We start from the raw sequence: 20,500 nt of genomic DNA, 5'->3' as shown, positions 1-20,500 counted from the left end.
AGCACCGTCTCAGCCTTCAGATATTTTCCGAAATTCTCTTCTGTACGCGAGCGGCTATTTCGATCAGGTGCTGCCAGACACGGTCGAGCGCCGCAGCAAGTTTCCGCTGCGAGGAGATTTGCGGCCCGGCGGCTGCCTCCTTGCCGCTATCGGCTGCCGCGAGATTCTTGTCCGCCTCGCCGTTCGCCGCGGATTTTTCCGGAGCATCCTTTTTCAGCGAATCGGTTTTGGCGAGCGGCTCGTCGATCTTGCCCTTTACCGTGTCTCTGTGGCTCGCGAGTTGTGCCTTCAGTGTGTCGACCTGCCTTTGCAGGCGTCCGATCTCCTGATCGAGCGCCGCGCGCTCGTCGGGCACAACGCGGCATGTCCAGCCGCCCTTGGGGGTACAAACCGACACCGCGCCTGTGCGGGTATCGAGGCGCAAATAGCCGTTGTCGGTCGCGGACAAAGTATAGCGGCCGTTTTCGTCGGCGGGCGGTGTCTGGGCGTACGCGACATCCGCGATCGCGAACAGGGCGACGGCAGCAAATCCGGCGGAGAGCTGTCCCATCATTCTCATATCCACATCCCGCGCCGCTTTCTCATACGTCTGCGCGAAAGGGCGCGCGGCCCGATGCCAACGCATCGGCGAGCAGATCGATGCGATCCTGCCCCCAGAAGACTTCGCCGTTGAGCACGTAAGCGGGCGAGCCGAACACACCATGAGCGATCGCGTCCTGACGGTTCTGCTCATAGATATCCTCGACCTCCACCGATTTCGACTGCTCGATCAGCGTCGTGCCCGGCAGACCGGACCGGTCCGCCAGCGCCATGACCGTATCGGGGTCCGCAAGATTGAGTTCGTGCTGCCAGATGCCCTCGAACACGCTCCACATGAACGGTTCCGGGTTTCCGCCCGATTCAGCGATCGCAATCGCCACGCCATCGGCCAGTCGCGCGTTGAAAGGCCAGTATTCCGGCTGCAAATTGAAATTCAGGCCCCGTTTCTCGCGCCAGCGCTGCAACTCGACCATGCGATAGCGCTGCCGCAGGGGATGGCGCTTGGCGAGCGGCAGACCGCCTGTTTCGGAGAACAATTCGCCAAGAAAAACCGGCTTGTAGTCGACGCTCAAGCCATGGGCGGTGACAAGATCAAAGAACGGCTTGTGGCCGATATAGGCCCAAGGCGACTGGAATGAGTAGTAGTACTCAACGGACTTGGCCATGCGAACTCCGCCCCGAAGCTAGGGGCATCCCAACAGAGCAGGCACGCCAGTGCAAGGTCATCCACGATAGTTGCATGCCACACCAACCGCGACGTTTGGACGGTCGTATTTCTTATATATATATCAATGTGTTATTTGGGATATGCAACCGTCGCCCAATCTTGACTTGCCAGAAGGCCGACAGTATGGTCCGCGCGGTTTCAGGGGTGTTTGGGACGTTTTTCCGAGATCTCGCGACGTAAAAGACAGTGTGCCGGCGCAGGCAGGCACGTCGCAACGGACGCGAAGACAATGGATGAAAAAGACAAACCATCTGCCGATGAAGCCGCGCTCTCCGCAAGGCTTCACCATCTGGAAGACCGGCTTTCCGAAACCAGGAAAGACCGAAATCTCCGGACAGGTCAGTCGGACGGCAGGGATGGAAACGCCTCAGCCAAAGCATCCGCAATGGCGCGCGGCTTCCGCCTCTCATCCGAATTGATTGCAGGCGTTCTTGTCGGAGCGGCCATCGGCTGGGGTTTCGACCGCCTGCTGTCCACGTCCCCCTGGGGACTGATCGTGTTCTTCCTGCTCGGCTTCGCGGCCGGCGTGATCAACGTGATGCGGACGGCGGGAGTGGCGGACAAGCCGGCGGACCGCCAATGATGCGCGGCATCGCCTGATCGATTGATGCAGCCGGTCCTGCCGGCATTTGAGAGAGATGTTTCGGAATGGCCGATCCGGTTGAACAATTTGAGATTCACAAGATCTTCTCGCTCGGCCACGTCGGCGGCCAGGAGATCGCCTTCACGAATTCATCGCTGTTCATGTTCATCTGCGTCGGCGCGGTCGCGGTGCTAATGCTCGGCGGCAGCACCCGTCTGGTGCCGACCCGCTACCAGTCGGTCGCGGAGCTGACCTACGAATTTGTCGTCGGGATGATGAAAGAAAGTCTCGGCGAAGAAGGCATGAAGTTCTTCCCGCTGGTGTTCTCGATCTTCATGTTCGTGCTGATGGCGAACGTAATCGGCGTAATCCCCTTCACCTTCAGCGTCACCAGCCATCTGATCGTGACCGTCGCGCTGGCGCTGATCGTATTCCTCACAGTACTGCTCTACGGCCTCTACAAGAACGGCTTCAAGTTCTTCAAGGTGTTCGTGCCGAGCGGCGTGCCGATGTACATCCTGCCGCTGATTACCGCGATCGAGGTGATCTCGTTCCTGTCGCGCCCGGTGTCGCACTCGGTTCGTCTGTTCGCCAACATGCTGGCCGGACACATCACGATCAAGGTATTCGGCGGCTTCGTTGCAGCCCTCGGCGCGCTCGGTGCGACCGGCGCTCTCGGCGCGACGCTGCCGTTCGCGATGACGACCGCGCTCAGCGCCCTCGAGCTTCTGGTGGCGTTCCTGCAGGCCTACGTGTTCGCCATCCTCACCTGCATCTATCTCAACGACGCACTTCACCCCGGTCACTGACCGGATCGAGTTCTACCTAACATCAGCATCCAAAAAGGAGTTTCACCATGGATCCAATCGCAGCAAAGTACATCGGCGCAGGTCTCGCCACCATCGGCATGGGCGGCGCTGGCGTCGGCGTCGGCATGATCTTCAGCCAGTTCCTGAACGGCGCGCTGCGCAATCCGTCGGCTTCGCAGGGCCAGTTCGCGAACCTGATTTTCGGCTTCGCCGTGACCGAAGCGCTGGGCATCTTCTCGCTGCTCGTCGCGCTGCTTCTGCTGTTCGCTGTCTGATCTTTCGCACCGGCATTTACGCGGGCTTTATCTGAGGCCCGCGTCGATTCCTTGAGGAGACATCTATGGCCGAGAGCCATGCAACGGGGACGACCGCGCACACCGAGGTTCCGATGAACCACGGCAAGCCGGAGTTTCCGCCGTTCAACAAAGATACCTTTGCCTCGCAATTGGTGTCGTTCGCGGTCGCGTTTGCGTTGCTTTACGTCATCGTCTCGCGATTTGCCCTGCCGCGCGTCGGTGGGGTGATCAAGGCCCGCGAAAACACGATTGAGAAGGATTTGACCGAAGCCCAGGCGCTTCGCGACGAATCCGACTTGGCGCTGAAGGCCTATGAGACCGAGCTTGCCGAGGCCCGTTCCCGGGCGCAGGCGATCGGTTCGGAAACCCGCGACACGCTTGCCGCGCAATCCGAAGCGGAACGCAAGGCACTCGAGATTAGTCTCTCTGCCAAGCTGGTCGAAGCCGAAAAAACCATCGCCGCGATGCGCGAAAAGGCGATGGGCAGCGTCAAGACGATCGCCACCGATGCTACGGCGGCGATTGTTCAGCGCCTTTCGGGCGTCACGCCGGACAATCAGGCTATCGACCGCGCCGTCGATGCCTCGCTGAAGGGTTGAAGCGATGCTGCATGAAGCAGAATTCTGGGTCGCAGTTGCCTTCGTCCTGATGCTGGCGATCTTCGGCTATTTCGGCGTCCATCGCACGATCGCTGCTGCTCTCGATAACCGCAGCGCGCGCATCCGCAAGGAGCTCGACGACGCCCGCCGCCTGAAAGAGGAGGCGCAGAGCCTCGTCGCCGAATATCGCGCCCGCCGCCAAAGCGCCGAGCGCGAGGCACAGGAAATCGTCGCCGCCGCCAAGGCGGATGCCGAGCGGATCGCCGTCGAAGCCAAGGCCAAGATGGAAGATTTCGTCGCCCGCCGCACCAAATCGGCCGAGAACAAGATCGCGCAGGCCGAGACGCAGGCCGTTGCCGATGTTCGCGCCGCCGCTGCCGAGGCCGCCGCTACCGCAGCCGCCAGCGTGCTGTCGCAGACGGTCAAGGGCGACGTCGCCAACGGGCTGATCGAGAAGAGCATCAAGGAGCTCGGCTCGAAGCTGAACTGAGCTTCTCCCTCATCAGAAATAAAAAGGCCGGTCGAAAGACCGGCCTTTTTATTTTGCCCGATGACGGCTCGATGGCGGAAAGCTAATGCTTGCGGCCGCGCGCGCGTGGTGCGGGCTTTTGCCCTGCCGGATCGAAGCCGATGTAGAAAACATAATTGTCGCCCGTATCCCCCGGCGGCACCGGATAAACGATGTCTTCGATCACCGCGCTGAAATCGGTGTAACCCGCGTCGCCGGACAACGCGACCGAGGTCTGGAACGCCTTGGTGAAGATCACCTTCGTTGTGACGCCTTCCTGCATCACCGCAACGCGCAATGGAATATCCACGGTCGGCGGCGCGCCTGCCGCACCGGTAATGATCCGTCCCTGCACACCGACACGCGCGGTAATCTGCCCGCCGCTCAAGGTGCAATCGCGCGCGGTGCGCAGGATCGATGCCTGGTAGCGCAGGTCCATCCCGCTCGCAGGCTTGCCCGGAAGTCCCACCGCGAGCGTCGACGCGCCGAAGCGGACATTGACGGGAGGACAGGTCGGCCCGCTATTGTCTTCCGGCGGAGGCGGCGCCTCACCGAGTGCCTGCGACTTGGAGCCGAAAATCTGGCTGAACCGGCTGCCGAGCGAGGGGCTGCTGGCGGCCGTAGAATCCGCACTGGCGCTTGAGCCGCCGAACATGCTGCCGCCACCACAGCCCGCGAGCGTCATGCTCAACAGGGCCGCCATAAGCAAAGGCGAACGCGCGCGCACAAGCCGGCCATGAGGAAACTGCTGCGTCATTGCTGTTCGATATCCCCCGAAGTCTTGAAGTCCGGTCGCCTTATAACAGGCCGATCGCGGCGAACCCAAGGCATAAGGCGGGGCATGAACCATGCCTCATGGGCATCAGGTTGCACCGCAACTGGCGCTTCGCCCGCTTTCCTCAGCCGACGAAGTCGTCCTCCAGCAGCCCGTACAAATAATGGTCCTGCCAGGAGCCGTTGATGCACAGATATCGCCGCGCCACGCCTTCCCGGATGAAGCCGCATTTCTCCAGCACCCGCGCCGACGCCAGATTGCCCGGAATGCAGGCCGCCTCCACGCGATGCAGGTGCAGCTCGCCGAACAATGTCGGCAGCAGCACGCGCAGCGCCGCCGTCATGTAGCCCTGCCTGGCATAAGGCTCGCCGATCCAGTAGCCGATGGTGCCGCTCTGGACGATGCCGCGCCGGACATTGGCAAGCGTGACCGCGCCGAGCAGCTTCTGATCGCCCTCGCGGATGATGATGAAGGGATAGGAGCGGTCTTCGGCGATGTCTTCGGTATAGCGGCGCAACCGGCGGCGAAATCCCGCCCGGGTCAGATCATCGGCGGGCCAGATCGGCTCCCAGGGCGTCAGGTAAGCCCTGCTCATCTGCCGTAGTTCCGACCACTGTTCGTAATCCGCCATCGCCGGCGGACGCAGCCAGAGCCCACGCGCGCGCGGCATGAGCACGGGCGGCAAGGTGAGGGGCAACCGGAATAACGCCATGGCCACTCTCTTCTCATCGCATCGAGCCGGATGGGCTCGATCAACACATTCAACTCGCAACGTTGGAGGGCGCTTAATGCGGCGCCCTCTTAGTGCAGAAGTGCCTTCTTAGTGAAGAAGTGCCTTGGCCTTCGGCCCGGACAATCCTTCCGCAAACGCCACCGCCTTGTCCAGCCCCCGGCCGCTGCCGAGCGCCACCACCGCCGGGCGGCTGCGGGCAAGCAACGCCCTCGCCGCATCACGGGCTGACTCCACGCTGACATTGTCGATCCGCGCGATCATTTCCTCAATACTCAGCGGACGGCCATAGGCCAGCACGTGGCGCGCCAACTGCTCGGCTCGCGCGCTGCAACTCTCCAGCGCCATTAACAATCCGGCCTTCATCTGCGCCTTGGCGCGTGCGATTTCCGCCTCCGTCAGCGTCTCGACCGCTTCGTTCATCTCGTCGACAATGACTTCCATCATCTCCGGCGCATCGGTCGGGTCGGTGCCGGTGTAGAGACTGAAGAAACCCGTGTCGGAATAAGGCTGGTGGAAGGTGTAGATCGAATAGCAAAGCCCGCGCTTCTCGCGCACTTCCTGGAACAGCCGCGACGACATTCCTCCGCCGAGGATGTTGGTGAACACCTGCAGGCTGAACAAGGCCGGGTCCGATTGCGGAATGCCTTCCAGCGCCAGCGTCAGATGGGCCTGCTCCAGATCGCGGCGCACAACGCGCGAGCCACCCTTACCGAATACAGCTGGCTTGGACTTCGGACCTTCATCAGCACCGAACCCCGCAAACCGCTGCTCCACATCGGCGACGATCCGGCGATGATCGATCGCACCAGACGCCGCCACCACCATGTCGGGGCCGCGATAATGCGTGGTGAGATAGCCGCGCAGCTTGTCGCGTGTGAAGGTCGCGAGCGTCTCCGGCGTACCGAGCAGCGAGCGCCCCATCGGCTGGTCGGGATAAGCCAATTCGCCAAGATATTCGAACACGGCATCGTCGGGCGTATCCATCGCCGCGCCGATCTCCTGCACGATGACGCTTTTCTCGCGCTCCAGCTCGTCCGTATCGAAGGACGGATTCGCCAGAATGTCGGACAGCACGTCGATCGCAAGCGGCACGTCCGCCTTCATGACGCGCGCGTAATAAGCGGTGCTTTCCGAACTCGTCGCCGCATTGAGATCGCCGCCGACCGCTTCGATCTGCTCGACGATCTCGCGCGAGGTACGGCTCGCTGTGCCTTTGAACGCCATGTGTTCGAGCAGATGCGAAATGCCGTGCTCGTCCAGCTTTTCGTCGCGGCCACCGACCCCGGTCCACACGCCGAGCGCCGCCGTTTCCAGATGCGGCATGGCATCGGTGACGACGGTGAGCCCGGAGGGAAGCTTGGTGATTTCGACAGCCATCAATGAACCTCTTGCTTGGCGACCCGGCCCGCCGAGAGCACGAAAGCCTCGATAGCCGCGGGATCGTTCTTCATGACGGTGATGTGCTCCTTGCGGCTCATCAGCCCGTCGAGCCAGACCGGCAGGCCCGGCCGCGTGCCGCAGGCTTTCTCGACCGCATCGGGGAATTTCGCCGGATGCGCGGTGGAGAGCACCACGTTCGGCGTTTTGGCGTCGGCGTCGTCGCGCTCGGCCACCGCCAGCGCCACGGCCGTGTGCGGATCGATGAGATCGCCCGCCTCGCGGAACGCCGCGCGGATCGTCGCCTCGACTTCCGTCTCGTCGGCGCTGCCAGCCTCGAAATCGGCGCGGATTGCGTTGAGCACATTGCCCGGCAGGGAGAAGCGCCCGGACTGGCCGAGCGAGGCCATCAGGCCGCGCACCAGTGCTGCGTCACGGCCGCTCGCCTCGAAAATCAGCCGCTCGAAATTCGACGACACCTGAATATCCATCGAAGGCGATTGCGTGGCGTGAACACCGCGCACTTCGTAAAGCCCGTTCTGCAGCGTCCGCGCGAGAATGTCGTTGACGTTGGTGGCGATGCGCAGCGTGCCGATCGGCAGGCCCATGCGCTTGGCGACATAGCCCGCGAAGATGTCACCGAAATTGCCGGTCGGCACCGTGAAGTCGATCTCGCGCGCGGGCGCGCCCAGCGCTACCGCCGAGGTGAAGTAATAAACGGTCTGCGCCACGATGCGCGCCCAATTGATCGAATTGACGCCGGACAGTGACACGCGATCGCGGAATGCATGATGGTTGAACAGCGCCTTCACGATCGCCTGGCAATCGTCGAACGTGCCCTCCACCGCCAGCGCATGGACGTTGGCCGCGCCGGTCGTCGTCATCATCCGCCGCTGCACCTCGGAGATGCGGCCGTTCGGAAACAGCACGAACAGATCGACATTCTCGCGATTCTTGAAAGCCTCGACCGCCGCACCGCCGGTGTCGCCGGAGGTCGCAACCACGATGGTGGTGCGCGCGCCGCGCTTGGCCAACACATGATCCATCAACCGCGACAGGAGCTGCATCGCCACGTCCTTGAAGGCGAGCGTCGGCCCGTGAAACAGCTCGAGCGTGAACTGGTTGGTCCCGCTCTGGTCGAGCGGCACCACCGCCGGATGGCGGAACGTGGCATAGGCTTCGTTGGTCATCCGTCCGAGATCGGCATAGGAGATCTCACCTGCGACGAAGGGGCGGATCACCTCGGTAGCGACCTCCCAATAGGGTCGGCCGGCAAAACCGGCGATGGCCTCGCGCGAGAGCGTCGGCCAGACTTCTGGCACGTAAAGGCCGCCGTCACGGGCAAGCCCGGTCAGCATCACGTCGCAAAAGCCGAGCTTGGGGGCCTCGCCCCGGGTCGAAAGATAAGTCGTCAACGGTACCTCCAAAGGCGCAGGGTTCCGCAAGCCTTTGACAAGATTGTTAATTTTATCCACGCCGGGTGGAATTCCGCACCATACCGGCTGGCCTTCCTCCCGACAAGGAAGTGAAATGGCAGGCCTCAGGCCCGTCGCCTGCCGAACAGCCAGAAGCCGAACGTGCCGAACACGGCAAGCGCGAGGCCGAACCAGGTGATCGCGTATTGCAGATGGTTATCCCGCAGCTTGGGCACGAGAGCGCCGGGCCTCGGCACCGCTCCCGCGGGCACCGGCGTTTCAAGGTCGATGTAGAACGGCGCGATCTTTCCCCAGTTCAGCGATGCGGCGATGCCGGGGACATCGCGAATGAACCAGAGCCGCTTCGGCTCATTTTCGTGCGCGGTGAGAAATCCGGGATGCTCGGGGAAACGCAAATACCCCGTCAGCGTCTCCGGCTTGCCGGTCAGCAGGGGCGCGACCGCGCGATCTTCCTCGGCCCGGCCCTGCATCTCATTCGGCACGAAACCGGCATTGACCACCACCTGCTCGCCGCTCTCGAGCCGCGCCGGCAGGAAAGCCCAGGCACCCGGCGTCTTGATGTCCGTGCGCACCGCCGAGCTGGATGTGTAGATCATCGCATCCGGCTTGTTCTCGAACGTCGCCGTGAAGCGCACCCGGCGGAATTCATCGTCACTCCGGTTCAGGTGCGGCCAATCGCTCGATGGCGGCAAGGCCACCGGCTCCGCCGCCAGCCGCGCATTCAAAGCGGCGATCAGCGCGTGCTTCTCATCGCGGCGTTCGAGCTGCCAGAAGCCCAATCCGGTGAGGAGCGCCGTCATCACCAGCGCAAACACGGTCATGCTGATCGTACTGCCCAAGGACCTCGCTTGGCTCATGCCTGATCCCGCTTCACGAACTGCCCTTCGGCTGCCTTGTGGTGATATTGCAGCGCGATCATCAGCGCCTTCATCGGCCGCAGCGGCGCCAGCGTCACGAGCAGGATCAACGGCAGCCACAGGGCGGCATGAACCCAGAATGGCGGCTGATATTTCGCTTCCACGATCAGCGCCGCACCCACCACCAGGAATCCCGCGAGCAGGATCACGAACACCGCCGGACCGTCGCCAGAGTCGATGAAGTTGTAATCGAGGCCGCAGACCTCGCATTCCGGCCGCAGCGACAAAAACCCGGCGAACATTTTCCCCTTGCCGCAGCGCGGGCAGCGGCAGCGCAATCCGGCGACGAAAGGCGAGACCGCCGGGGTAGCAGGCGGTGAGGACGGCAGGTTGTTCATGGGGGCTTTATGACAAAAAGGTACGGCAAAGTCTCGACGAAAGGCAGCCGGGAAAGTCCCGTCGAACCGGACAGGCCGGCCTCCCATAAAAAAAGCGGCCCAGAGGGCCGCTTTTTCGATGCAAGGATTGCCGGTCAATGGGCCGCGTGAGCCATGCTCTCCGCGCCATGTCCCCAGACATAGATGCAGATGAACAGGAACAGCCACACCACGTCGACGAAGTGCCAGTACCAGGCGGCGAACTCGAAACCGAGGTGCTGCTTCGGCGTGAAGTGACCCATATAGGCGCGGATCAGGCAGACGGTCAGGAAGATGGTGCCGACCAGAACGTGGAAACCATGGAAGCCCGTCGCCATGAAGAAGGTCGAGCCATAGACGTGGCCGGCGAAGGAGAATTCAGCGTGGCTGTATTCGAACGCCTGGCACAAGGTGAAGCAGGCGCCAAGCACAACGGTGAGGATCAGGCCCCACTTCAGCCCCTTGCGGTCGCCTTCCAGAAGCGCGTGGTGCGCCCAGGTGACGGTGGTGCCCGAGGTCAACAGGATCAGCGTGTTCAATAGCGGCAGGTGCCACGGGTCGAAGGTTTCGATCCCCTTCGGCGGCCAGACACCGCCGAATAGCGCGTCACGCGTGAACTGGATGGTATCGCCCGGGAACAGTGCGGCGTTGAAATAGGCCCAGAACCAGGCGACGAAGAACATCACCTCGGAGGCAATGAACAGGATCATGCCGTAGCGGTGATGAAGCTGCACGACGCGGGTGTGGTCGCCCTTGTACTGCGCCTCACGGATCACGTCGCCCCACCAACTCGCCATGGTGTAGAGCACACCGATGGTGCCGACGCCGAACACGATCGGAGCTGCGGCATAGAGATGATGCATCCACGAAATCGCGCCGACCGCCATGATGAACGCCGAGAGCGAGCCGACCACCGGCCACGGGCTCGGATCGACGAGGTGGTAATCGTGTTGTTTGACGTGCCCGCCAGCCATTTCGTTCTCCGTTTGCGGTGCCGGTCACCCGGCGCTCGTATCATTTATCTTAGCTTATAAATTACTTTTGCGCTTGTCCGGCTCCGACGCAGCAACCGGTTTCGGCGTCGGATTTTTCACCGGATAGAAGGTGTAGGACAGCGTGATCGTGTTGGTGCCGTTCTGGTCGGAATCCTGCAACATCGACGGATCGACATAGAACACCACCGCCATGTCGCGCTTCTCATGAGGCGCCATGGTCTGTTCGGTGAAGCAGAAACAGTTAATCTTGGTGAAATAGGCGCCCGTCGTGAGCGGCGTCACGTTGTAGCTCGCCTGCCCCGTGGTGGTGTACGCAGCCTGGTTGGTGACCGAATAATAGACCGTCGCCACTTCACCGATCTTGATATGAACTTCGTTCTGCTCGGGCACGAACTTCCACGGCAAACCGCCCTGGATATTGGAGTCGAAACGCACCGTCACGGAACGATTGGTAATGTGCGTCGGCGCCGATTCCGCAACCTGGGTCGTGCCGCCGAAGCCGGTGGCGCGACAGAACCAGTTGTAGAACGGCACCGCCGCATAGGACGCGCCGACCATCAGCGCGACCACGAAGCCGCAGATCGTCGCGACCATGACGTCGCGCGACATGCGGGGCTTGCGGGAAGGCGTGGATGGGGTTTCGTTGCTCATGTCACATCGGCCGGATCAGAACAGCCGGCCCCTTGACCAGGGTTACGGCGAAAAACAACACCACCAGGATTCCGAGCGCCAGCGCAATCGCGATCGAGCGTTCCCGCCGGCGGCGCTTTTGCGCATCCGTCAGTACGATCCCCTCTTCCTGGCCGGGCTCGTTGTCCATCCATGCCCTACCAGACCACCGCGATGAGCGCGTTTGCCGCCACTTCGAGGGGCAGCACTGCGAACAGCAGGAACAGATACAACAGTGAGAACTTGAACAGCGCGCGAGCGGCGCGATTGGCCTCCGTGCCGGTGCGCTTGCGATAGACATCGACTGCGCACCACAGCATCCCCGCGCCGAGTAGAACCGAAGTGATGCCGTAAGCCACGCCAAAATAGCCGAGCGGCCAAGGCGAGATCGCAACGGCCACCAGCACGATGGTGTAGAGCAGGATCTGCAGCCGCGTCGCGTCGGGCCCTGCTACCACCGGCAGCATCGGGATGTTGGCGCGGGCGTAATCGTCCGAACGGAACAGCGCCAGCGCCCAGAAGTGTGGCGGTGTCCACAGGAAGATGATGAGAAACAGGATGATCGGCTGCGGCGCAAGCGATCCGGTCGCCGCCGCCCAGGCCACCACCGGCGGCAATGCTCCTGCGGCACCGCCGATCACGATGTTCTGCGCGGTCCAGCGCTTCAGCCACATCGTATAGACGACCACATAGAAGAAGATCGTGAAGGCCAGCAGCGCACCGGCGAGCCAGTTCACCAGAATACCGAGCGTCGTCACCGAGAAGATCGCCAGCGTGATGCCGAAAGCGGCCGCTTCCGAAGACGAAATCCGGCCCCGCGGGATCGGACGGTTGGCGGTGCGCGTCATCAACGCGTCGACGTCGCGCTCGTACCACATGTTCAACGCACCGGAGGCGCCACCGCCGACCGCGATGCACAGGATCGAGGTGATGGCGAGAACCGGATGCAGATGGCCCGGCGCGATCACGAGACCAACAAGCGCGGTGAACACGACGAGCGACATCACCCGCGGCTTCAGAAGCGCGATGTAATCCGAAACGCCCGCCTCGGAAATGATGAGGGGAGAATATTCGACCGAATTTTGCTCGACCACGGACAAGTCCGAACGACTCCTTGGATAGACCCTATCCGCCATGGCTGAGCCGATACGGCTGAGCTATGGCGGATAGATTACGCTGGCGCGCCGTGCCTTCCCGGCACGGCAGCGCAGATTACTGAATCCGAGGCAGCACCTCGAACTGATGGAACGGAGGCGGCGACGTCAGGGTCCATTCCAGCGTCGTGGCACTCGGACCCCATGGATTGTTGCCGGCAACGCGCTTCTTCGCGAAGGCTTCGACCACGCCGTAGAGGAAGATCAGCACGCCGAATGCGGAGATGTAGGCGCCGATCGAGGACACCAGATTCCAGCCGGCGAAAGCATCCGGATAGTCGATATAGCGGCGCGGCATGCCCGACAAACCGAGGAAGTGCATCGGGAAGAACAGGATGTTCACGCCGATGAACATCACCCAGAAGTGCACCTTGGCGATGGTCTCGTTGTACATGTAGCCGAACATCTTCGGGAACCAGTAGTACCAGCCCGCAAAGATCGCGAACACCGCGCCGAGCGACAGCACGTAATGGAAGTGCGCGACGACGTAATACGTATCCTGGAGCACGCGGTCGACGCCGGCATTCGCCAGCACGACGCCGGTGACGCCGCCGACCGTGAACAGGAAGATGAAGCCGATCGCCCACAACATCGGCGCCTTGAACTCAATCGAGCCGCCCCACATCGTGGCAATCCACGAGAAGATCTTCACGCCGGTCGGCACCGCAATGACCATGGTCGCCGCGACGAAGTAGGCCTGCGCGGAGCTCGACATGCCCACCGTGTACATGTGGTGCGCCCACACGACGAAGCCGATGCCGCCGATCGCGACCATGGCGTAAGCCATGCCGAGATAGCCGAACACGGGCTTCTTCGAGAAGGTGGAGACGATCTGCGAGACCATGCCGAAGCCCGGCAGAATCATAATGTAGACCTCGGGATGACCGAAGAACCAGAAGAGATGCTGGTACAGGATCGGGTCGCCGCCGCCATCGGCCGCGAAGAACGAGGTGCCGAAGTTACGGTCGGTCAGCAGCATGGTGATCGCGCCGGCGAGAACCGGCAGCGACAACAGAAGCAGGAACACGGTCACCAGAATCGACCACACGAACAGCGGCATCTTGTGCATGGTCATGCCCGGCGCGCGCATATTGAAGATCGTGGTGATGAAGTTGATCGAGCCCAGGATCGACGACGCACCGGCGAGATGCATCGACAGGATCACGAAGTCCACCGAGGGGCCCGGATGGCCGGACGTGGATAGCGGCGCGTACATCGTCCACCCAGTGCCGGAACCGAGCGAACCCGGCTCACCTTCGACGAAGGTGGAAATGATGAGCAGCGCGAAGGACGCCGGCAGCAGCCAGAACGAGATGTTGTTCATGCGCGGGAACGCCATGTCCGGCGCACCGATCATGAGCGGCACCATCCAGTTGCCGAAACCACCGATCATCGCCGGCATCACCATGAAGAAGATCATGATCAGGCCGTGCGAGGTCACAAACACGTTGTAGGTGTGGTTCTGAGCAAAGAGCTGGACGCCCGGATACATCAGCTCGATGCGGATCGCGACCGACATCGCGCCGCCGATGAGGCCGGCGATGATCGCGAAGATAAGGTACATCGTTCCGATGTCCTTATGGTTGGTCGAATAGAGATACCGCCGCCACCCGGTCGGATGATCGTGCGCATGGTCGTCATGGGCGTGATCGGTGTGGGCGGGAGTTGCAGCGGAGGAAGCCATTTTCTAATCCTTTGAACTTTGCAGTTCGTAACCTTGCGGTTGCCTTCTCAAGTGTGACGCCGCGTCAGTGCGCGACAGCCTCGATAGAGGCGAAAGTGCTGTTGCGGGCGGACGCATACTTCTTCTGCGCGTCGGCGACCCATTTCTTGAATTCGTCCTCGGTGACGACGCGGACGGCGATCGGCATGTAGGCGTGATCCTTGCCGCAAAGCTCGGAGCACTGGCCGTAGAACATGCCGGTCTGTTCGGCCTTGAACCAGGTTTCGTTGAGACGGCCCGGAACCGCGTCGATCTTGATACCGAAAGCGGGGACCGCGAAGGAGTGGATGACGTCGGCGCCGATCACCTGAACGCGAACCACCTTGTTCACCGGCACCACCAGTTCATTGTCCACTGCCAGAAGGCGCGGCTGCTTGTCGGTGGCGAGCAGCGAATCGAATTCGAACTTGCCGTTGTCGGGATAGGAATAGGTCCAATACCACTGCTTGCCGGTGGCCTTGATCGTGAGGTCCGACTTCGGAACGTCCAGCTCGCTGAACAGAAGCCGGAACGAGGGCACCGAGATGCCGACCAGGATCAGCACGGGAACGATGGTCCAGATCACCTCGATCAGCGTGTGGTGCGTGGTCTTGGAGGGGACCGGGTTGGCCTTGGCGTTGAACTTGAAGATGACGACCACGATCAGGACGAGGACGAACAGAACGATCGCGGTGATGAGCCAGAGCAGGAAGTTGTGGAACCAGATGATGTTCTCCATGATCGGCGTCGCGGCCTTCTGGAGTTTGTATTCCCACTCCTGCGGCTGCCCCATGATCTCGGCCGCCATCGCCACGCCGCTCATGACAAAGGTCGCAGCGGCGACGCCCATCCCCATCAATACGCGGCTCATCCGGCCCCTCGACAACTTCATGCCGCTCACGCTCCTATATTCATAGCTCTTGTGGGCATGCCGCTCGGCAAGCCTCACTTCCCCGTCGCCATTCCTTTTAAGGCTGTCAGACCGCAATTAGAACGCGTCGAATTCCCGCTTCTCAAACCATAATTTGATGCCTACCGCAATGTACCTCATTCGCGAGCCAGCGTTGCGGAAATTGATCGCCGAAATCAGAGAAAAACCCAATCTTTCCGGGGGTCGGGCCCTTCCCGCTGGCGGATTGTACATTGCAGGCGCATGATCGTCCGTTGTAGGCAATCCGGGCGGCGCGGCGGTGGCCCGATTCGGCCGCTTTTCGCCTTGTGGCGCCTTTTGTCGCCCTCAAGGCGCCGTCATTGCCCTGTCAATGACCCAAAACGTGAATGGTCAGAAACGGACGAATGGCTCGAAAACCGACTGAGAAAGCGCCCGGAATGAAATTTGTCGACAAGCCCGGCACCGCCGCCGCCCGCCTGCGGAGCATCCTGTCTGTTTTGATGCTCGCGGCCTGCGCCTTCGGTTTCGCTGTTCCCGCTCACGCGCAAGGCGCGGTCAAATCGGTCAGCGGCGACTGGCAGATCCGCTGCGACACCCCGGCAGGCGCCCAGAACGAGCAATGCGCGCTGATCCAGAGCGTGGTCGCGGAAGACCGCGCCAATGCCGGGCTAACGGTCATCATTCTCAAAACGGCCGATCAGAAAAACAAATTGATGCGCGTGGTCGCACCGCTCGGCGTGCTGCTGCCCTCCGGACTTGGGCTGAAGCTCGACGACAAGGACGTCGGCCGCGCCGGTTTCGTGCGCTGCCTGCCGAACGGCTGCGTCGCCGAGATCGTGATGGACGACAAGCTGCTCGACCAGCTCAAGACCGCGAAAACCGCGACATTCATCATTTTCGAGACGCCCGAGGAAGGCATCGGCTTCCCGCTCAGCCTCAAGGGTCTGGGCGAGGGCTACGCCAAACTGCCGTAAAGGCCTCCCCTGAGCGACCAAGGCACCCTATCTGTTGCCTTGATACTTGCCTTGCCGCCTTTCCGCCCCGTTGCACCGGTTCGGTTGGCGGAGATTTATTGATGTCGCCGATGCGCGGAGCGCCCTGATGACCGATTCCCATTCCACGTCCCTGATCGAACGCGCAGGTCTCGACCGCGACGATGTCCGCAAGGAAATCATCCGCGGGCTCAACGGCGCCGACGACGGCGAACTGTTCATGGAATATCGCCAGTCGGAGGGACTCGCCTTCGACAATGGCCGCCTCAAGCAGGCGACCTACGACACCGCGCAGGGTTTCGGCCTGCGCGCCGTGAAGGATGATGCGGTCGGCTACGCCCATTCCTCCGACATGTCGCTGTCGGCGATCGCGCGTGCGGCCGATGCCGTGCATGCGGTGCGCGGCGGCTATTCCGGCACGTTCGCGAGTCCCCCGCCCCACACCAATGTGCGGCTTTATGGAGACGCCAATCCGCTCGACGGCGAAGCTTTTGAAACCAAGGTCAAGCTGCTCGCCGAGATTGATGCCTATGTCCGCGAGAAAGATCCGCGTGTACGTCAGGTTTCGGTCAGCCTCGGCGCGACCTGGCAGGTGGTCGAAATCGTGCGCCCGGACGGCGAGAGCTATCGCGACATCCGCCCGCTGGTCCGCGTCAACGTCTCGGTGGTCGCAGGCTCAGGTGACCGGCAGGAAACCGGCAGCCAGGGTTATGGCGGCCGCGAGGGCTATGCCCGCTTCATCGAAACCAAGGCATGGCGGACCGCCGCCGATGCCGCGATCCGTCAGGCGCTGCTCAATCTGGAATCGGTGCCCGCGCCCGCAGGCGAGATGGATGTCGTGCTCGGTCCCGGCTGGCCCGGCGTGATGTTGCATGAAGCCGTCGGCCATGGGCTGGAGGGCGATTTCAACCGCAAGCAAACCTCGGCGTTCGCGGGCCTGATGGGCCAGCAGGTCGCGGCTAGGGGGGTCACCGTGGTGGATGACGGCACCATTGCTTCCAGACGCGGCTCGCTGTCGATCGACGACGAAGGCACGCCGACCAACCGCACCGTGCTGATCGAAGACGGCATTCTCGTCGGCTATATGCAAGACCGCCAGAATGCGCGGCTGATGAACATGAAGCCGACCGGCAACGGACGGCGTGAATCCTACGCCCATGTGCCGATGCCGCGCATGACCAACACCTATATGCTGGCGGGCGAGCGGGACCCGGCGGAAATCCTCGCCTCGGTGACGAACGGCATTTATGCCGTGAATTTTGGCGGCGGACAGGTCGACATCACCTCAGGCAAATATGTTTTCGAGTGCACCGAGGCCTACAGGATCGAAAACGGCAAGGTCGGCGCGCCGCTGAAGGGCGCGATGCTGATTGGCAATGGCCCGACCGACCTGCATCGCATTACGATGGTCGGCAACGACCTCGAACTCGATGCCGGGATCGGTACCTGCGGCAAAAATGGACAGGGCGTACCGGTCGGCGTCGGCCAGCCGACCCTGCGGATGGACCGCATCACCGTGGGCGGGACAGGCGCATGACGACGACAACCACACCAGCAAAACCGCAACGCACCTGGACGCGTGCCATCAGCGAGATCGCGGCGGCCTTCCTGATCGTGATGGCGGGCAAGGCGGCGTTGGCCGAGCCGTTCTACGTTCCCTCCGCCTCGATGGAGCCGACGCTGCTGATCGGCGATGCGCTGCTCGCATCGAAATTCCCTTACGGCTACGGCACCGCCTCGCTGCCGATGAACGTTTCGGTACCGACCAGCGCGCGGCTGTTCGGCAAGCTGCCCGAGCGCGGCGACGTCGTCGTGTTCCGCTGGCCCGGAGACACTTCGCAGGCCTGGGTAAAGCGCGTCATCGGCCTGCCGGGCGACCGCGTGCAGATGCGCGAAGGACGCGTCTGGCTCAACGGCCAACCCGTGCCGGTTTCCGCCGATGGATTCGGCAATGCCGAGAACGAGGACGGCGGTACGCTGCCCGCTGCGCGTTACACCGAGACGCTGCCCGGCGGACATAGCCACACCTTCTTCAAGCTGCGCACCCATGGCGCACTCGACAACACCGATGAAATCACCGTGCCTGCCGGCAAGCTGTTCGTGATGGGCGACAACCGCGACAACTCCGCCGACAGCCGCGTGCCGGTGGCCGAAGGCGGTGTCGGGCTGTTGCCGGTCGATAATCTCGTCGGCCGCGTCGACACCGTGCTCGGCTCATGGGACATCGCGGCCAAACATCAGCCGATCTGGAACTGGCCGTCGGGCCTGCGCCTGTCTCGGACGTTTTCGTCGGTGCAGTAGGGACGGCGTTTAGCGCACCACGCCAGAGATGAATCCCGGCTTGCGGCGCGGCGGCTTGATGCGATCCTTCAGATAGCAGCGCGCATCGCGCCCGACATAACCGGGCCGCGCGTAGGTCCATGCGCGGCAGCGATTGTCGGCCTCGCACGCCGCCTTGCAATGATCGCCTTCAGTATCCGACGGCACCGAAATGCTGCGATAGTCGCCGCCATAACGGTCGGTCGCGATCTCGATCTTGCGATTGCGCAATTCGACGACACCGGCACCACGCACGCCCGAAACACAGCAGGTGTCCGCAGTGCGGCGCGGCACACTGTTTTTCAGCCAGCAGATCGCGCTGTCACGCTTGGCGGTCGGATAATTGAAGCTCCACGAGCGGCAGCGCCGGTCGCGTTCGCAAGCGAGCGCGCAGGCTGCCGGATCGCCGGACAGAATTTCCGAATGCGCGTAGTCGCCGCCGGGACGATCGAAATTGGCCTGCGCCTGTGCAGGCGACGACATCGCCACGGGCACCAGCACGGCAATGAGCGCAGCCATCGCCAGAAGCTGGGCGGGCAATCCTAGGAAATATCTGAAAGTACGAAAACCAGGCATGCCAACATGACTTTCAGAAACCGGACCGGCAGCTCGAGCAGTCCGCCACCCTACCATCCAAGCGCGGCTTTCCTGTATCGCAGATGAATGTCAGCGAGTGTGCTCGCTGACACGACGGCGAGCCATCGCAAATCCTCGATACCTCTAAAAAGCGTAGGCGTCATAAACTGGATCGACAGAGCCACCCCAGACCCCATTAAATTTTGTCAACATTTCCTCTGCCGGCGTGCGGCCAGCATCGATAATGCGATCGAGAGGCTCGAGGAATCGCGATTCATCGCGGCCAAGATGATCGACGCATGCGCGACGGCGCAGGCCGGCATGCGCAAGCACAAGACATTCACGGGCAACTTCAAAAATGTAGCGCTTGCCGACTGGTGTCTTGAAACCAAGACGCGGCACCGCATCGCGCATCGCCTGACGGGTCGCGGTATCCCAGTCCCGCACCAGTTCCCACGCCGCGTCGAGGCTGACATCGTCATAGAGCAGACCCGCCCAGAACGCAGGAAGCGCCGGCAATTGCTGCAACGGCACGCCATCGGAGCCGCGCATCTCGAGATAACGTTTCAGACGCACCTCGGGAAAGATCGTGGACAGATGATTAGCCCAGTCCGAGAGGGTCGGCTTCTCGCCCGGGAATTTTTCGTTCCTGCCTTCGAGGAAGTCACGGAAGGATGAGCCCGAGACATCGATGTAATCGTCGCCGCGCTTGACGAAATACATCGGCACATCGAGCGCGTAATCGACCCAGCGCTCGAACCCCATGCCATCCTCGAACGCCCACGGGATCATGCCGGCACGAGCGTTGTCGGTATCGCGCCAGATTTCCGAGCGAAAGGACAGAAAGCCGTTTGGCTTGCCTTCGGTGAATGGCGAGTTGGCGAACAATGCGGTCGCGATCGGCTGCAACGCCACCGCGACACGCAGCTTCTTCACCATGTCGGCTTCCGAACAAAAGTCGAGATTGGCCTGCACGGTGCAGGTCCGGTACATCATGTCGAGGCCGTAACGACCGACCTTTGGCATGTAGCGGGTCATGATGCCGTAGCGGCCTTTCGGCATCGCCGGGATTTCCTCGCGCGACCACGACGGCGTCATGCCAAGGCCGAGAAAGCCGATGCCAAGCGGTTCGGCGACCTCGCGCACCTGTGCAAGATGCGCCGCAAGCTCCACGGCGGTGTGATGCACGTTGTCGAGCGGCGCGCCCGACAATTCGAACTGCCCGCCCGGCTCCAGCGAAATCGCGCCGCCGCCGGTGACATCGTACAGGCCGATAATATTGCCGCGCTCAACGATCGGCTCCCAGCCGAGCAGAAGGCGCATGCCTTCCAAAAGAGCGTTGATGCCGCGGGTGCCTTCGTAAGGCACAGGGCGATGGCCGTTCAACGTGAACGGCGTCTTCTCATGCTCGGTGCCGATCTTGAATTCGGACTTCGGCTTGATGCCTACTTCAAGCCACCCGACCAGCGCATCGCGCGAGTCGAGCGGGGTCATATCGATCTGGTCACGCGCCATGCGGCACCTTTTCAAAATGCGTCGCGAACG

General features: G+C 62.2%; 24 protein-coding genes. 8 read left to right on the top strand and 16 right to left on the bottom strand.

Annotated elements, in window-relative coordinates:
• Window positions 1–16: 16 nt before the first annotated feature.
• Both AFIDRAFT_RS11935 and AFIDRAFT_RS11930 read right to left on the bottom strand, forming a co-directional pair.
• Window positions 17–553: a hypothetical protein gene (locus AFIDRAFT_RS11935; protein WP_244469182.1), complete on the bottom strand. Its 537-nt coding sequence runs from the start codon at window positions 551–553 to the stop codon at window positions 17–19.
• A gap of 28 nt (window positions 554–581) precedes the next feature.
• Window positions 582–1,205: a 2-hydroxychromene-2-carboxylate isomerase gene (locus tag AFIDRAFT_RS11930; protein WP_009339702.1), complete on the bottom strand. Its 624-nt coding sequence runs from the start codon at window positions 1,203–1,205 to the stop codon at window positions 582–584.
• A gap of 291 nt (window positions 1,206–1,496) precedes the next feature.
• On the opposite strand from AFIDRAFT_RS11930, the gene AFIDRAFT_RS11925 reads away from it, so the two are divergent.
• The 5 genes from AFIDRAFT_RS11925 (at window position 1,497) to AFIDRAFT_RS11905 (ending at window position 4,044) form a co-directional block, all read left to right on the top strand.
• Window positions 1,497–1,850 (top strand): AtpZ/AtpI family protein, encoded by a 354-nt coding sequence (locus AFIDRAFT_RS11925; protein ID WP_009339699.1) that lies wholly within the window; start codon window positions 1,497–1,499, stop codon window positions 1,848–1,850.
• Between the two features lie 65 nt (window positions 1,851–1,915).
• Window positions 1,916–2,659: a F0F1 ATP synthase subunit A gene (locus tag AFIDRAFT_RS11920; RefSeq protein ID WP_009339697.1), complete on the top strand. Its 744-nt coding sequence runs from the start codon at window positions 1,916–1,918 to the stop codon at window positions 2,657–2,659.
• Between the two features lie 47 nt (window positions 2,660–2,706).
• On the top strand, window positions 2,707–2,934 hold the full coding sequence (locus AFIDRAFT_RS11915) for a F0F1 ATP synthase subunit C (RefSeq protein ID WP_002717376.1): 228 nt from the start codon (window positions 2,707–2,709) through the stop codon (window positions 2,932–2,934).
• A gap of 65 nt (window positions 2,935–2,999) precedes the next feature.
• Window positions 3,000–3,554: a F0F1 ATP synthase subunit B family protein gene (locus AFIDRAFT_RS11910; protein WP_009339685.1), complete on the top strand. Its 555-nt coding sequence runs from the start codon at window positions 3,000–3,002 to the stop codon at window positions 3,552–3,554.
• 4 nt (window positions 3,555–3,558) lie between these two features.
• The gene (locus AFIDRAFT_RS11905; RefSeq protein ID WP_009339683.1) at window positions 3,559–4,044 is read left to right on the top strand and encodes a F0F1 ATP synthase subunit B family protein; all 486 of its coding nucleotides are present in this window, start codon (window positions 3,559–3,561) and stop codon (window positions 4,042–4,044) included.
• Between the two features lie 82 nt (window positions 4,045–4,126).
• Here the strand turns inward: AFIDRAFT_RS11905 and AFIDRAFT_RS11900 are convergent, their stop codons facing one another.
• From AFIDRAFT_RS11900 to coxB, 12 genes are all read right to left on the bottom strand, one after another.
• Entirely contained in the window at window positions 4,127–4,819 is a 693-nt protein-coding gene (locus tag AFIDRAFT_RS11900; protein ID WP_009339681.1) for a hypothetical protein, read from the bottom strand.
• A gap of 142 nt (window positions 4,820–4,961) precedes the next feature.
• Complete coding sequence (locus tag AFIDRAFT_RS11895) at window positions 4,962–5,549, bottom strand: GNAT family N-acetyltransferase (RefSeq protein ID WP_009339679.1); 588 nt, start codon at window positions 5,547–5,549, stop codon at window positions 4,962–4,964.
• A 108-nt stretch (window positions 5,550–5,657) separates the two neighbouring features.
• Window positions 5,658–6,947, bottom strand: a complete 1,290-nt coding sequence (locus AFIDRAFT_RS11890) for a M16 family metallopeptidase (protein WP_009339678.1) — start codon at window positions 6,945–6,947, stop codon at window positions 5,658–5,660.
• The gene (thrC, locus tag AFIDRAFT_RS11885; protein WP_009339676.1) at window positions 6,947–8,362 is read right to left on the bottom strand and encodes a threonine synthase; all 1,416 of its coding nucleotides are present in this window, start codon (window positions 8,360–8,362) and stop codon (window positions 6,947–6,949) included. Before thrC ends, AFIDRAFT_RS11890 begins: the two co-directional genes overlap by 1 nt.
• Window positions 8,363–8,487: 125 nt before the next feature.
• Window positions 8,488–9,240, bottom strand: a complete 753-nt coding sequence (locus tag AFIDRAFT_RS11880; protein ID WP_009339674.1) for an SURF1 family protein — start codon at window positions 9,238–9,240, stop codon at window positions 8,488–8,490.
• On the bottom strand, window positions 9,237–9,638 hold the full coding sequence (locus tag AFIDRAFT_RS11875) for a DUF983 domain-containing protein (protein ID WP_040298386.1): 402 nt from the start codon (window positions 9,636–9,638) through the stop codon (window positions 9,237–9,239). The genes AFIDRAFT_RS11880 and AFIDRAFT_RS11875 overlap by 4 nt, the downstream gene beginning before the upstream one ends.
• 134 nt (window positions 9,639–9,772) lie before the next feature.
• Window positions 9,773–10,630: a cytochrome c oxidase subunit 3 gene (locus tag AFIDRAFT_RS11870; RefSeq protein WP_009339669.1), complete on the bottom strand. Its 858-nt coding sequence runs from the start codon at window positions 10,628–10,630 to the stop codon at window positions 9,773–9,775.
• A gap of 54 nt (window positions 10,631–10,684) precedes the next feature.
• A complete protein-coding gene (locus AFIDRAFT_RS11865; RefSeq protein WP_009339667.1) occupies window positions 10,685–11,302 on the bottom strand; it encodes a cytochrome c oxidase assembly protein in 618 nt (205 codons plus the stop codon).
• Window position 11,303: 1 nt separating this feature from the next.
• Window positions 11,304–11,471 carry a cytochrome c oxidase system small membrane protein gene (locus AFIDRAFT_RS11860; RefSeq protein WP_009339665.1) on the bottom strand — a complete coding sequence of 56 codons (168 nt, stop codon included), beginning with the start codon at window positions 11,469–11,471 and terminating at the stop codon, window positions 11,304–11,306.
• A gap of 7 nt (window positions 11,472–11,478) precedes the next feature.
• Window positions 11,479–12,420: a heme o synthase gene (locus AFIDRAFT_RS11855; RefSeq protein ID WP_009339663.1), complete on the bottom strand. Its 942-nt coding sequence runs from the start codon at window positions 12,418–12,420 to the stop codon at window positions 11,479–11,481.
• 112 nt (window positions 12,421–12,532) lie between these two features.
• Window positions 12,533–14,158, bottom strand: coding sequence for a cytochrome c oxidase subunit I (gene ctaD / locus AFIDRAFT_RS11850; protein WP_009339662.1), 1,626 nt, complete (start codon window positions 14,156–14,158; stop codon window positions 12,533–12,535).
• Window positions 14,159–14,222: 64 nt separating this feature from the next.
• Window positions 14,223–15,068, bottom strand: coding sequence for a cytochrome c oxidase subunit II (coxB, locus tag AFIDRAFT_RS11845; RefSeq protein WP_009339660.1), 846 nt, complete (start codon window positions 15,066–15,068; stop codon window positions 14,223–14,225).
• Window positions 15,069–15,505: 437 nt separating this feature from the next.
• On the opposite strand from coxB, the gene AFIDRAFT_RS11840 reads away from it, so the two are divergent.
• From AFIDRAFT_RS11840 to lepB, 3 genes are all read left to right on the top strand, one after another.
• Entirely contained in the window at window positions 15,506–16,042 is a 537-nt protein-coding gene (locus AFIDRAFT_RS11840) for an invasion associated locus B family protein (protein ID WP_009339659.1), read from the top strand.
• A gap of 127 nt (window positions 16,043–16,169) precedes the next feature.
• On the top strand, window positions 16,170–17,597 hold the full coding sequence (gene tldD / locus AFIDRAFT_RS11835; RefSeq protein WP_009339657.1) for a metalloprotease TldD: 1,428 nt from the start codon (window positions 16,170–16,172) through the stop codon (window positions 17,595–17,597).
• Window positions 17,594–18,361 (top strand): signal peptidase I, encoded by a 768-nt coding sequence (gene lepB, locus AFIDRAFT_RS11830; RefSeq protein ID WP_009339655.1) that lies wholly within the window; start codon window positions 17,594–17,596, stop codon window positions 18,359–18,361. The genes tldD and lepB overlap by 4 nt, the downstream gene beginning before the upstream one ends.
• A 9-nt stretch (window positions 18,362–18,370) precedes the next feature.
• On the opposite strand, the gene AFIDRAFT_RS11825 is transcribed toward lepB, so the two are convergent.
• Together AFIDRAFT_RS11825 and AFIDRAFT_RS11820 are read right to left on the bottom strand one after the other, a co-directional pair.
• Entirely contained in the window at window positions 18,371–18,955 is a 585-nt protein-coding gene (locus tag AFIDRAFT_RS11825) for a PAN domain-containing protein (RefSeq protein WP_009339653.1), read from the bottom strand.
• Window positions 18,956–19,099: 144 nt separating this feature from the next.
• Window positions 19,100–20,470: a glutamate--cysteine ligase gene (locus AFIDRAFT_RS11820; RefSeq protein ID WP_009339651.1), complete on the bottom strand. Its 1,371-nt coding sequence runs from the start codon at window positions 20,468–20,470 to the stop codon at window positions 19,100–19,102.
• Between the last annotated feature and the right edge of the window lie 30 nt (window positions 20,471–20,500).

The organism is Afipia sp. 1NLS2, assembly GCF_000178995.1.
GTDB lineage: Bacteria > Pseudomonadota > Alphaproteobacteria > Rhizobiales > Xanthobacteraceae > Afipia.
Note: the sequence above shows the minus strand (reverse complement) of the source record. Positions and strands in the feature narration are given on the sequence as shown.

Excerpts from the sequence above, each read along its gene's own strand:
- AFIDRAFT_RS11935 (WP_244469182.1), bottom strand. The coding sequence starts at position 553 with ATGATGGGACAGCTCTCCGCCGGATTTGCTGCCGTCGCCCTGTTCGCG.
- AFIDRAFT_RS11930 (WP_009339702.1), bottom strand. The coding sequence starts at position 1,205 with ATGGCCAAGTCCGTTGAGTACTACTACTCATTCCAGTCGCCTTGGGCC.
- AFIDRAFT_RS11925 (WP_009339699.1), top strand. The coding sequence starts at position 1,497 with ATGGATGAAAAAGACAAACCATCTGCCGATGAAGCCGCGCTCTCCGCA.
- AFIDRAFT_RS11920 (WP_009339697.1), top strand. The coding sequence starts at position 1,916 with ATGGCCGATCCGGTTGAACAATTTGAGATTCACAAGATCTTCTCGCTC.
- AFIDRAFT_RS11915 (WP_002717376.1), top strand. The coding sequence starts at position 2,707 with ATGGATCCAATCGCAGCAAAGTACATCGGCGCAGGTCTCGCCACCATC.
- AFIDRAFT_RS11910 (WP_009339685.1), top strand. The coding sequence starts at position 3,000 with ATGGCCGAGAGCCATGCAACGGGGACGACCGCGCACACCGAGGTTCCG.
- AFIDRAFT_RS11905 (WP_009339683.1), top strand. The coding sequence starts at position 3,559 with ATGCTGCATGAAGCAGAATTCTGGGTCGCAGTTGCCTTCGTCCTGATG.
- AFIDRAFT_RS11900 (WP_009339681.1), bottom strand. The coding sequence starts at position 4,819 with ATGACGCAGCAGTTTCCTCATGGCCGGCTTGTGCGCGCGCGTTCGCCT.
- AFIDRAFT_RS11895 (WP_009339679.1), bottom strand. The coding sequence starts at position 5,549 with ATGGCGTTATTCCGGTTGCCCCTCACCTTGCCGCCCGTGCTCATGCCG.
- AFIDRAFT_RS11890 (WP_009339678.1), bottom strand. The coding sequence starts at position 6,947 with ATGGCTGTCGAAATCACCAAGCTTCCCTCCGGGCTCACCGTCGTCACC.
- AFIDRAFT_RS11880 (WP_009339674.1), bottom strand. The coding sequence starts at position 9,240 with ATGAGCCAAGCGAGGTCCTTGGGCAGTACGATCAGCATGACCGTGTTT.
- AFIDRAFT_RS11875 (WP_040298386.1), bottom strand. The coding sequence starts at position 9,638 with ATGAACAACCTGCCGTCCTCACCGCCTGCTACCCCGGCGGTCTCGCCT.
- AFIDRAFT_RS11870 (WP_009339669.1), bottom strand. The coding sequence starts at position 10,630 with ATGGCTGGCGGGCACGTCAAACAACACGATTACCACCTCGTCGATCCG.
- AFIDRAFT_RS11865 (WP_009339667.1), bottom strand. The coding sequence starts at position 11,302 with ATGAGCAACGAAACCCCATCCACGCCTTCCCGCAAGCCCCGCATGTCG.
- AFIDRAFT_RS11860 (WP_009339665.1), bottom strand. The coding sequence starts at position 11,471 with ATGGACAACGAGCCCGGCCAGGAAGAGGGGATCGTACTGACGGATGCG.
- ctaD (WP_009339662.1), bottom strand. The coding sequence starts at position 14,158 with ATGGCTTCCTCCGCTGCAACTCCCGCCCACACCGATCACGCCCATGAC.
- coxB (WP_009339660.1), bottom strand. The coding sequence starts at position 15,068 with ATGAAGTTGTCGAGGGGCCGGATGAGCCGCGTATTGATGGGGATGGGC.
- AFIDRAFT_RS11840 (WP_009339659.1), top strand. The coding sequence starts at position 15,506 with ATGAAATTTGTCGACAAGCCCGGCACCGCCGCCGCCCGCCTGCGGAGC.
- tldD (WP_009339657.1), top strand. The coding sequence starts at position 16,170 with ATGACCGATTCCCATTCCACGTCCCTGATCGAACGCGCAGGTCTCGAC.
- lepB (WP_009339655.1), top strand. The coding sequence starts at position 17,594 with ATGACGACGACAACCACACCAGCAAAACCGCAACGCACCTGGACGCGT.
- AFIDRAFT_RS11825 (WP_009339653.1), bottom strand. The coding sequence starts at position 18,955 with ATGCCTGGTTTTCGTACTTTCAGATATTTCCTAGGATTGCCCGCCCAG.
- AFIDRAFT_RS11820 (WP_009339651.1), bottom strand. The coding sequence starts at position 20,470 with ATGGCGCGTGACCAGATCGATATGACCCCGCTCGACTCGCGCGATGCG.